12 protein-coding genes are annotated in these 10,786 nt (G+C 66.6%); 1 reads left to right on the forward strand and 11 read right to left on the reverse strand.

Annotation, left to right across the window (positions count from 1 at the left end):
- Positions 1-166 precede the first annotated feature (166 nt).
- The 5 genes from JOL79_RS26580 to JOL79_RS26600 form a co-directional block, all read right to left on the reverse strand.
- Positions 167-472 carry a hypothetical protein gene (locus JOL79_RS26580; protein ID WP_210158633.1) on the reverse strand — a complete coding sequence of 102 codons (306 nt, stop codon included), beginning with the start codon at positions 470-472 and terminating at the stop codon, positions 167-169.
- Positions 469-903 carry a hypothetical protein gene (locus tag JOL79_RS26585; protein WP_210158634.1) on the reverse strand — a complete coding sequence of 145 codons (435 nt, stop codon included), beginning with the start codon at positions 901-903 and terminating at the stop codon, positions 469-471. Before JOL79_RS26585 ends, JOL79_RS26580 begins: the two co-directional genes overlap by 4 nt.
- Positions 904-941: 38 nt before the next feature.
- The gene (locus JOL79_RS26590) at positions 942-1,340 is read right to left on the reverse strand and encodes a hypothetical protein (protein WP_210158635.1); all 399 of its coding nucleotides are present in this window, start codon (positions 1,338-1,340) and stop codon (positions 942-944) included.
- 467 nt (positions 1,341-1,807) lie between these two features.
- On the reverse strand, positions 1,808-2,557 hold the full coding sequence (locus JOL79_RS26595; protein WP_210158636.1) for a hypothetical protein: 750 nt from the start codon (positions 2,555-2,557) through the stop codon (positions 1,808-1,810).
- A 1,090-nt stretch (positions 2,558-3,647) separates the two neighbouring features.
- Positions 3,648-4,907 (reverse strand): AlbA family DNA-binding domain-containing protein, encoded by a 1,260-nt coding sequence (locus tag JOL79_RS26600; protein ID WP_210158637.1) that lies wholly within the window; start codon positions 4,905-4,907, stop codon positions 3,648-3,650.
- Between the two features lie 381 nt (positions 4,908-5,288).
- On the opposite strand from JOL79_RS26600, the gene JOL79_RS26605 reads away from it, so the two are divergent.
- Positions 5,289-6,050: a hypothetical protein gene (locus JOL79_RS26605; RefSeq protein WP_210158638.1), complete on the forward strand. Its 762-nt coding sequence runs from the start codon at positions 5,289-5,291 to the stop codon at positions 6,048-6,050.
- On the opposite strand, the gene JOL79_RS26610 is transcribed toward JOL79_RS26605, so the two are convergent.
- The 6 genes from JOL79_RS26610 to JOL79_RS34505 all read right to left on the reverse strand — a co-directional run bounded on the left by JOL79_RS26610 (position 5,978) and on the right by JOL79_RS34505 (position 10,770).
- The gene (locus JOL79_RS26610) at positions 5,978-6,295 is read right to left on the reverse strand and encodes a hypothetical protein (RefSeq protein WP_210158639.1); all 318 of its coding nucleotides are present in this window, start codon (positions 6,293-6,295) and stop codon (positions 5,978-5,980) included. The genes JOL79_RS26605 and JOL79_RS26610 overlap by 73 nt on opposite strands.
- Positions 6,296-6,658: 363 nt before the next feature.
- Positions 6,659-9,268 carry an AfsR/SARP family transcriptional regulator gene (locus JOL79_RS26615; RefSeq protein WP_210158640.1) on the reverse strand — a complete coding sequence of 870 codons (2,610 nt, stop codon included), beginning with the start codon at positions 9,266-9,268 and terminating at the stop codon, positions 6,659-6,661.
- Positions 9,269-9,685 (reverse strand): pilus assembly protein TadG-related protein, encoded by a 417-nt coding sequence (locus tag JOL79_RS26620; protein ID WP_142567692.1) that lies wholly within the window; start codon positions 9,683-9,685, stop codon positions 9,269-9,271.
- The gene (locus JOL79_RS26625) at positions 9,685-10,086 is read right to left on the reverse strand and encodes a TadE/TadG family type IV pilus assembly protein (RefSeq protein WP_208762029.1); all 402 of its coding nucleotides are present in this window, start codon (positions 10,084-10,086) and stop codon (positions 9,685-9,687) included. Before JOL79_RS26625 ends, JOL79_RS26620 begins: the two co-directional genes overlap by 1 nt.
- Before the next feature lie 107 nt (positions 10,087-10,193).
- Complete coding sequence (locus tag JOL79_RS34500; RefSeq protein WP_230985547.1) at positions 10,194-10,541, reverse strand: TadE/TadG family type IV pilus assembly protein; 348 nt, start codon at positions 10,539-10,541, stop codon at positions 10,194-10,196.
- 16 nt (positions 10,542-10,557) lie between these two features.
- Positions 10,558-10,770 (reverse strand): hypothetical protein, encoded by a 213-nt coding sequence (locus tag JOL79_RS34505; protein ID WP_182899775.1) that lies wholly within the window; start codon positions 10,768-10,770, stop codon positions 10,558-10,560.
- Between the last annotated feature and the right edge of the window lie 16 nt (positions 10,771-10,786).

Below are 10,786 nucleotides of genomic sequence, written 5' to 3' on the forward strand. Positions count from 1 at the left end.
TACGGTAAGCGGCACGGGTGTGCCTTCCCGACCGACGTTGGCGCGTCGGCCTTATCTCGAAACCATGATCAGATGATTCGGGAAGGTACACCCTTCCCGGCAGATCCACAGGTTTCGATCATTGCTCCGGTCAGCCGAGGGCATTCGGAATGAGAAAGGGGCGCAGTCAGCAGCGCTCGATGCGCACGCCGCCGCACGGTCCAAGGAAGATCCGCCGATCGGGGTAGTCGAGCCCGTCAGCGGAGCCGTACAGCGTGATCTCGCAGTCGTCCCCCACGCATGGGGTGAGGACGTCGGCGGCCTCACGGCGGGTGAAGGCGAAGCGCGAGCGCTGCCAGTAGCCGTACCGGTGCCGATCGACCAGCGTGCGCCGGGCATCGGCCAGAGAAGAGAACTCCTCCAGATCATCCGGCTGCGGCGCGCCGTACCCGTTGCCGCCGTGCCAGAGCCCGTACCAACGCGCCACGCTCATCCCCCACAACGGGACGGACAGCCGGGCGAGGCGTGGTCGCCGCCGCAGTAGCCGCACCACTCGTCCATCGCGTAGATCGACAGTTCCTCGGCGTACCGGTCGCGCCACTGCACCTGAGCCCTGGTGTAGGAGTCGAAATAGTCGGCGTCGGTGTCGCCCGGTCGCAGTGTCAGGTAGTGCAGGACCGTCCGGGCCGCGCTGATCAGCTCATCAGGCGTCAGAACCGAGCCGACACCTGAGCAGATGTCGGACGCGGCGAAAATCGTGCGTCGGCGCCGAGACAGCCGGTATCGCCAGCGGATCCGGCCTTCATCGGTCCGCCCGGCGGCCTCCACCTCCAACAGGTGATCGGCGTCGATCTGCCACGCGGGCACCAGCCGAGAGCTGATGATCCACCCGGGTGGCAGGGTCAGGGCATGCGTCATCGCCATGGCGACTCCAAAGGTTCAGAAAGATGGAATAGCGGCCGTCAGTACCGGCGACGGCGGGCCAGATGATGCGGTCGTACGGTCGCGCTGACCGCGTGGATCTCGCAGTCCCGGAAATCCAGGGCATCGGTGTAGCACCGTGAGCAGCGGATCAGCCGCACACGCGCCCCGGAAGTCCGGTTGGTGTGCGTGGCGTCGATCCACAGATGGGTCTTGGCCAGGCAGCCCAGACAGGTGATGACCTCGGCATCCTTGGGCATCGCAGTGAGCGCCACCGTCACCACGTACTCACGCGCGCCGCCGGGATCGGCGGCGGGCACCAAAGTCGCGGTGTCCGGGCGCACCTCACCCAACGCGGCCACCCGCATCACGCGGCCCCCGCCGCAGACCGTCAGGTCTCCCACGGACCAGCCGGCCCGGACGGCAGAATTCACCTCCATACGGTTGCCTCCCTTTTCGCGGCGCCTGTCCGGCGGCCTTCGTACGGTCCGGCGGATGCGGGAATCAGGATGCGCTTTCACGTATAGCGGATTCCGCCGTGTCCGGCGCTCTCGCGGCGCGAATTGCGCTCACTTAAATACGGTGGCCGGAACGGCCCGACCGTCCGCACCCGGCGACGTTTTTACCAACGTCACCGCGCACTGTGCGAACAGTCGGCAGACTCCGGCCCGCAACCGTTCTGGGATGTGACAGCGCACAACGCAGAACAGAGGTGAGAGCGAACATCACACCGAACGCGTCAGAGACGCACCGGCGGATTCCGTTCTCACTTAAATACGGGGCGCGCATCGGTCCAAGCGTCCACCCCTCTCATGATTCTTTGTCGTCTTAGGTGGGCGATGATGCGTTCTCACGGCAATAAGAAAGGGCCCCAGAACGCTCTCTGGGGCCCTCTCGCGAGCTTTCCCTAGTCCTCTGCGCTGCATATGCCGCCGTGGACCATCGTGCTCCTGACGTCGTCAAGACGCTCCGACAGTTCCCGCCACTCCGCGCGTGCCGCCTCACGCACCCGGATCACGGCCCGGCGCGACCCGTACGCACCCCCGTAACGTGCCTGAGCAACGCTGCTGAAGATGCCCGCCCGCCCGAGGTCCTCGACATTGGACGCGACATCGATCATGCGCCCGATGGTCGGGAAGTCCCGACCATCCCCGAACGCCTGACGGAACATCTCCGCGCTGTGCTGAGACACACAGAACGCGACGGCGGCCCCCGTGACCGTCTCCGTACGCGGGACACCGCGCATGAGCTGAGCCCCCGGCGTGGCGTCGATCTCATCCGCCGGAACATCGATCCGGTAACCGTTGCGCGCGGCGGCATCGCGAACCGCCCACCGCTGCAGGGTCGTCCGCGTGATGGTCAACTCTCCGCCGTCCCGGCGAACGTAGACCCACGCCTGAGTGTCCCGGGTAGGGCCACTGTCAGGGGTAGGGGCGCAGGACGCGAGGACATCGCGCAGACGCTGAGCGAACAGAAGTACCGCGTCCTGCGTGACGTCGTCCGACACGTCGTCCGTCCCGTACGGCGCGTGCCCCTGCTTAACGATGGTCGCGCTTCCATCCATGCGCTTACGGGAACGGGTGGCGTCGACCGTACGGCAGTAGCCGCGTGCGAGCCGCTGAATCTCCACCCAATCGTCCGGCGTCACGCGCGCCATGTCTTCCGGCGTGAGCTTCTCCCCCGGAACGCTAGAAGGGACGCACTTACCGGGAACTCCGTTCGACATGTTTCCTCCGATCTCCGCGACGCATCATTCGCGCCGCCCTTCTCTTTTGGCAATTCAATTGAAACACGGGGCGGAGACCGGCGCAATGAAATTCCGCGCGCCTTTACCATATTTTCCCCGACAAAGAGGAGACTAGGCCATAGAGAAAGCGCCGAGAGCCACGAGGTAGCGGGATGGAGAATGTCGAGAATAGGCAATCACCCACACCAAAGCGACAAGCGAACAACAAAGCCAATCAGAGAGATGATGATGTCGAGGGGATACAGGAGTCCACCATCAGAAACAAATCAAGCAGCACAGCCCCCACCCAACCCATCGATCACAGCGATTACCCTTGCAGTCGGGTCGGCAAGATGCCGCACTATAAGCCCCTGACCAGGGCCAACACTCTGGGGATCATGACCAATCATGAGTGGCGGACCACTGGTCAATCATTGGCCATGCGATTGGCCACCCTCTGAACTCACCAATCGCATGACCTGATAACAATCACTTCGGATTTACGCACCCGAGCAGGCACGCATATCGTTCGAGCCCGAGGCCACACCCTTCTTAGAGTGGCGTCACCCAGATTTCGTGGACGACTCTCCCGGACAAAGCAGCCGCGGCGACCGTTCCCGCCACCACGATCCTGTCAATCACAGACCTTGTGGACCACGGCATCCGTGAGGGCCAGCTCTTCGTGTATCGGACGATTTGCTTAGTCGTATCGCAGAAGTCAGCGAAAGATCTGCGGGTGACGGCGCCGTTGATGTTCCACAAAAACGTATCCTTCCGGCACCACACGGTCAGGTCCCGCCGCACGGACAGCACGGATTCGCTGCGCCCGTCGCATCGCGTCACCCGGGAGATGCCGTCGCGTAGGACGTGCGCGAGGTCGACGCCTCGCTGGGCAACTCCCGCATTGCCGCCGAAGAGATCCCCCCGGTGAGTACGAGCCGTGCACGACGTGCGCGCGCCGCTACCGATGCCCGAGGCCGCGTTCGGCGCGGTCTACGCTTCGATCAGAAGGCCCGGTTGATCAGTCTTCAAACGCCGAGGAGAAGTTGTCCTCGACCCCCAAAGCCCTCAGGAGTCCTCCGGCAAGTCGTCGTGTGACGGTGCCGGGGGCCTTGTTGAGTTCAGCCCAGGTGGTCGCGGTGGTCCGGGTGTAGGCGTCCTCGTCGTAGCGGGCTCGGTTGCCCGACGGCCAGGTGTTCCGGGTGTAGGCGCGAAGCCCGTTCAGGCCGGTCGCGCCGAAGGCGAGCGCCCAGTTGCCGAAGTAGCCGGCCTCTTCTGCGGCGGCGAAGACCAGTGCGAGAAATCGGCGGGTGTGGCCCACTGCGGCGCCCGGCAGGATCATGGGTTCCTGAGAATCGTTCGTCGGGATGGTCGAGAGCCGACTGAAGAACAGGCGGAGGCCGCCGTCCTCGTGAACCTGCAGTTCGATGGCGTCTTCGGCGAAGTAGTCTGAGGGGTCGTAAGTGAAGATACGGCCCTCACCGAGGTTGCGCGTAGCCCTGGCGGCTCCGCGACCGCGTCGGAAGCCGTTAGCCGCTTCCCGGATGGTTGGGCTGACTTCTGTGATGCTGCCCAGGGTCTCGTTGAGGGCGGGGGTGTATGCCCGTTCGATGAAATTGGCGAGGTTGATGTTCCAGTTCGGCCCGCTGGCCAGGTCCATCAGCATGTCGCCGCGCCCAGCCAAGGGTTGGGCGACCAGGAAGAGGTGAGCCTGGTGCCGGTGCTCGCCGCTGATCGGATCACGCTCGATCTCGTGCTGGAGCAGGTCCAGCGCCGTGCGATCGGCCGAGCGGCGCCGTTCATGCAGTCGCGTGACCTCGGCATCGGACAGCACGTACTTGGTCTTGTCGCCGCGGCCGTAGTACTTCCCGTCGACCATGTGCGGCGCGACGGGGCTGGCTGGGATGTGGACGATGAGAAAGCCCCGGGTCGGGTCGGAGTCACTGGGGATCTCCTCGGTGAGGATGGTCAAAGCGGGATCGGGGATGGAACGGGCGATCTCCTCCGCTTTCTCGGCCAGTCCGTTGAGGGGCTTGGGCTCGAGGAAGAAGGTGCGCTTCTCCTTGTCCTCAGGGACACCCATGATCAAGGTGCCGCCATCGATGGCGAAGGAGGCCATGTCCTTGGCCGATTCCCGGTTGTCGCCCTTGGTGTCGGGGATCTTCTTGAGGTCGAGGTGGTGGGATTCCTTGATCAGGCCGTCTTCAAGGGCGCGCTTGAGGTCGGCTTCGGTCTTCGGAGTCCACCGAGGGTTTTCCGAGGTCAGGTAGATCGGCGTCACGACGTCTCCCCATTGATGACGGCTACGAGTCCTTCGCCCGGAGAGGGAAGGACGTCGGTAAGTCCTAGCCGATCGTCGGGTTAAGCGCATCTGGGTTATCTGGCTGGAGTCTCACCGCTCGGCGCCCGGGACCGTCGCGGTGCGTCCCGCGAAGTGCGGCTGCAGCAGCGAGCGCATCCGGTCGCCGCCGGCGAGAACGCGACCAGCACACTTGGGGTGGGCGGGCGGAGGCGATCCGCGAAGTGGAGAGGCTGCTCAGCGAGTTGCTGCCTTGTGAGCCGCCTGCACTGCACGACGGCGATAGCCGCTTCCCTCGGAGAGAGGCGACCGTCGCCCTTTCCACACCGGTACGGACGGCAATCGGCTGGCTACTCTGTCGGGATGCAGATCCGCAGCCAGGTCCTCAAACTGATGGCCACCCCTCACGCTGACACCCGCTTCCACGCCGCTTACCTGCCCCAGTCCATCCAGGCGGCCACCGGCTGCCGATCTCACGAGGCGTGGGAGGCGTTATGGGGACTGCTCGCCGACGGCCTGATCTATTTGGATCCCGAACGCCAACCGGCCAGTGACAACTGGCGATGGAAACTGTCCGATCGAGGCCGCAGAGCAGCCGAGGGCGGACCCTGGGAACCCTACGACCCCGAAGGCTACCTACGCCGGTTGCGCCGCCAGGTTCCGGACCTGCATCCGATCGCCTACCAGTACATGCAGGAGGCTCTGCAGTCCTTCAATGCGGGCTGCTACCTGGCCTGCTCGGTGATGCTCGGCGTCGCAGCCGAGCAGGTCTTCCTCGGCGTGGCCGAGGCCATGGTCGCCGCGCTGGGCAGCTCTGCAGAGAAGCTGCGCAAGGAACTGGACAACCCCAAGAGCTCCCAGAACGCACGTTTCCAAGCGCTGCGCGCCCGTTTGGAGCCGATGCGGCACACGCTGCCGGACGATCTGGGCGACAACCTGACCATGGACGCCGTGGCCGACCTGCTCAGGATCACCCGCAACGAGGCCGGCCATCCCCGAGGGCGAGCCGTCGACGAGGACACCGCCTACACCCACCTGCAGCTGGCTGCCCGCTACCTGGGCAAGATGACCGCCCTCGCCGAGCACTTCACCCGGCAAGCCGCTGCCCGATCATCCGGCAACTGATGGCGTCTGGGCGGCCAGCAGCCTCCTACGGCGGCGACCAGCAGCCGCGCTGCCGCCACGAGCGTGTCCGGCTCGACGCCGCACTGCACGGCGGGGCGCCCGCCCGCCCCGTCCGTCACCAGGGCGAGCATCGCGGCGTCCTGGTCGTCCCTGAACCCGGCGACGCCGCGCTGCTCGCACGTGCGGTCGACCTCGCCCGCCAGACGCTCGCCGAGCTGCCCGCTGGGCTGTTGCGCCGCGGCCACTGGCGAAGCCCACGGCCGCGGCCTGAGCCGAGCGACTCCTCTCGCCGCTCTCCCCTGGGGGAGAGCCCGCGGGCACGGGCGGGCAGGACCGGGCATGACGAGCATCGGTTCAGAGCGGCTCGGGAGGGCTTAGCGCACGGTTTGACTTCGTTGTTCCTCAACCCGTGGGACACAGCACGAGCGAGAACCGAAGCGAATGATCGTCACGGCCTCCCCCGGCGCCGGTTGGCTCGATCGGCATGCCCGCGCGCTCCAACGATTTCCAGGCCGTCGTCTACTTCGTCAAGTCACATATGCGACGCCGGCTCACCAGGGCGCGGCCGAGGCTGAGGAAGACGCAGGCGTGCTGCTCTGTGGGCCGATTCAGCCTCTGCTGTGAAGTCTCCCGAGGACCTCGCGGATTGCAGGAGATGGTTCGAGGTCGAGGCTGGCGAGGTGGGCGTTGAGGTGCTGGGCGCGCAGACGTGCTTCGTCCCGGCGACCGAGTCCTATGAGCAGGCGAATGACAGCCGCTGCAGCAGCCTCGTTGATGGGATCGAGCGTCAGCGCCTGTTCCATGACTTCCAGAGCCCGCTTGGGCCTGCCGGCCTTCTCGTGGATGCCTCCGAGCTGAAGAAGCCCCCGTACGGAGGCGAGGGTGAGCGGGTCTCTGTGATCGAGGTCGATCCAGAGATACGGCGCCCCGTCGGCGAGGTGGCCTCGGCAGACCTCGGCGGCTCTGTCCAGAGCGGCGGCCTTGGCCTCAGAGTCTGTGGCTTTTCTCGCTTCGGCAAGTGCGCGGTGGAACTCCCAGAGGTCGATCCAGACATGCTCACGGTCGATCCGGTAAGTCCCGCTTTCCGCTTCGATGAAGTTCGTCTCCTTGCGGGTCGTGCCCGTGGCGGCCCAGAGCCTCTTGCGCAGATCACTGAGTGCGGCGTGGAAGCGGTACCCGGCCTGGGGTTCGCCGACATCGGGCCATAGCTCGGCGCAGATCTCCTCCCGGGTCCGGCCGTTGGGATGAACCGCGAGGAGCACGAACATCTCCATGCCCTTGGCGGTCGGGATGTCGACCGGTTCTCCGTCGATCTCCACGCGTACCTCTCCCAGCACGAGCAGGCGGAGGCGGGTCGTAGCCGGGACGTTCTCTACAACGGGAATCTCGGCCGCGGGCTCGTCTTCAGCGGGCTCCCCATAACCGTGCTGCATAGCGATTCTGCGTTGAAAGACGATCGCCTCCTGCTGCGAGAGGTGGAACAGGTCCGCGCCGTCCAGGTCGCCGCCGACGGCTCGGAAGTCCGTCCCGACCTCCCATCCGGCCTCCGCGAGCCGGTCGCCGATCAGGATGGCGCCGATTCCGAGGCGCGGGGCGTATTCCATGAACGACTCGAGGTACGACGAGTCCCGCCCCGCCAGCCGGCCGACCAACACCAACTCCGGGACCAGCTCATCCGGCCTGCTGGCTCGAAACGCGGCGAGGTCGCCGACCTCGGCATCTTGCAGCAGTTCGGTGCGGTGGATGTGCTCGCTGGCGACGTGCGTGACGGCGTCGTCGAAGGTGGGTGTGAGTGTGAGGCCGGGCAGATGCATGGCGAGGGCGTCCCAGTCGTCGCCAAATAGCTCGGCCGCGTCGTCCCGAGATAGGACGAGTTCGACTCGATGTGCCTCAGCCTGGGCGATGAGCGCCGTGAACAGCGCCCGGACGACGTCTTCGGCGCCGTCCCCGTTCAGGCAGAGGTTCAGGCCGGGCAGATGCATGGCGACGACTTGGTCAGCGCGCACACCGACATCCAGCGTGGCAGGGGGCTCCGTCGTGAAGGAGTCCTTCACCAGGTCGTAGTCGGCCGGGACCGGGTCACTGGCTTGCCTGAACTCTTCTTCAACCGTCTGTACGGCCGACTCTAGCTTCGGCGGAGCCACTACCTCAACGGCTTCCGACGCCTCCGGAACCGGTCGCCGAACGCGTTGCCGGACCCGTACGGCGGCCAGGGCGACGGCGATGCCCGCCGCGAACGACAGGCCGACCACGCCGCCGTCAGGTAGAGCGATGCTCGCCCGCGGTGCGGCGTGTGCCGGCAGTGCCGCCAGGGTTTCGACGGCATGCGGTGTCACCGTCTCCTGAGGTGCAGGAGCGGGTTCTCTGACAATGGTCCGCTCGGCAGCCCTGTCCGCTGGGGCCTGCTCCGGCAGCCGCAGCCGCCAGCCAGTCTCAATCTTCCCTGGATGGGTGAACTGCCCGCCGTCATGCTGGGGTCGGCCCTTGTTGAGCTTGAAGATCTCCTTGTAGCGCTTGCCGTCCCCCAGGTGTCGTTCGGCGATGTCCCACAGGCTTTCGCCTTCCCGTACGACATGGACCCGCGTGTGCTGCGGCTCCGACTTCTTCGCGTCCGACGGCATCCGGATCACCCAGCCGGGCCGGATCCAGCCGTCGGAGGTGAAGGTGGCTCCGTCCGCCATCTGCCGGCCTTCGTTCAGCTTCACGATTTCCCGGTATCTCATGGGGTCGCCCAGATGTGTCCTGGCGATCTCCCATAGGGTGTCGTGCGGCTTGACTCGGTACGTCGTGTGCTGAACCGCCTCAGAGGCAACGCCCTCCTGCGCGGCCGTCAGAGCGTCCACGGGAGTGGCGGTGACGGTGACCGTGGCGGCGACCGCCTGGGGTGCCGGGGCGACAGCCGAGATCGCGATCGTCGTGATGAGATGCGCGGCGAGCCGCTGGAACGGCGTCCGGAGCACACCACGTTCATGCACATTCCGCAGACGGCGCACCACCTCGGCGAGCACCGACCAGGTGAACATCAGCCAGCACAGCCATGCCGTGGCCAGCAGCGCGTTCACGAGGAAAGCCGGATCGCCTGGCGTGGCCAGTTCCGCCCCCGTAGGAATATGCGGCGGATCGAGGAAGCCGAGCAGGACGACGGGCGGCCCGACGATCAGCGCCACCAGAGCCAGTGCCGAGTAAACGGCGGCAGCGGTCGGGCGATGGCTGTGCATCTACTCTCCTTGCTCGATTCCCTGCAGCATCCGGGCGGAGGCGCTCGCGGTGGCCGTCACGTCGCCGACGCCGATGAGTGACAACAGCACGGTCGGCCGGGACATGTTCACCGTGACCCGCAGCGTCCGTCCGCCCGCCATCGCGACGCTCCCCTGATGTCCCGCCGAGGCGAGGTACGCGCGGGCCGCAGCCAACGCGCTGGCGGTGTCCAGCTCGAACCGGCCGCCCTGGGCGTACGCGCGGTCGACGTCGAGGGCGCCAGCCCCCGCTCGTGCGGCCTCCTCCGCGACCGCGTACGCCTCGCGATAGGCGCGGATCTTCTGCCCGCCGTCCACGACCAGGCCCAGGCATACGAGGGCGGCCAGCATGACGACCACGACGAATCCCGAGATCGATCCCCTGTCGCCGTCGAGCATCACCGGTCTCCTCGGGCGCGGAACGGATCAAGGCTGCTGGTAAACCGGCTGGTCAGGACCTTGGAGCCGGGGATGCCGGGTAGGGCGAGGTCGCTGAGTTGTACCTCGCAGGTCACCGTCGCCGACACCGTGGCTTGCCGTCCCAAAGGAGCGGAGAACCCTTCCGTGTCCACCGAGACCGTCGGCGCGCATTCAAGCCCTTCACGAGCGAGTGCCGCTCGCGCGCTCGTCAGCGCCGCGATGCGCGCCGAGGAGGGGTCACGCGAGATGGACGCCTGCCGGGCGGCATCGCGGGCCGCCGCCTCCACCGAGCCATGCGCGATGACGATCCGCCCAGCAGCGACCATCGCCACGAGCACCAGGACCAGCGCGGGTGCGAGAACAGCCAGCTCTACTGTCATCGACCCGCGCTCGGCGGTGGCTCGGGGGCCCACGCGTACGTCTTCCAGCTCGGCGCGATGGACACGGCGCCGGGCTGGTCTCATTCGCGATCTGCCTCCAACGCGCATCAGGTGGGAGTCGACCATCGTTCGATCGGAGCGTGGGCGACCTGGGTCACCGTCAGCTTGAGCAGCGGCACCAACGCGAGCGCCTCCCCCTGCACGGTCACCGACACGGTGCCGCCCGTACGGCCGGCACTGGCGTGCGGTGCGAGCAGGAAGGACCCGCCGACCCGCTGGGCGAACCGCTCGGCGACGACCGTGCTGGCCGAGAGGTTGGAGCCGTACGCCCGGGCGACCCGTACGCCCTCCTGGGCGGCGGCGAGTGCGACGTTGCGGGCGTGGAACCACAGCGCCGTGTTGACCAGGAGCAGGGTCAGGGTGAGGACTACCGGGTAGAGGATGGCCGCCTCCAACGGCGCCGACCCGCGGTCACTTGATTTTCCCCATGTAGTCGTTGACAACCTGTGTGATCTTGGCTGCGACCGCGACGGCGAGCAGGAATATCGCCGCGGCGAGGACGATGAAGCCCAGCGGGCCCTCGCCGGCGTCCGCCCCGGCCTTGGGGCGAAGCCGCCGAAGGAGCGGGACCTTGGTGTTAATCCACGCGCCGACCGCCAACATGCGACCGTAGATGTGCAGCATGCGAAGGACCCTTCTC

The organism is Microbispora oryzae, assembly GCF_017896165.1.
Taxonomy (GTDB): domain Bacteria; phylum Actinomycetota; class Actinomycetes; order Streptosporangiales; family Streptosporangiaceae; genus Microbispora; species Microbispora oryzae.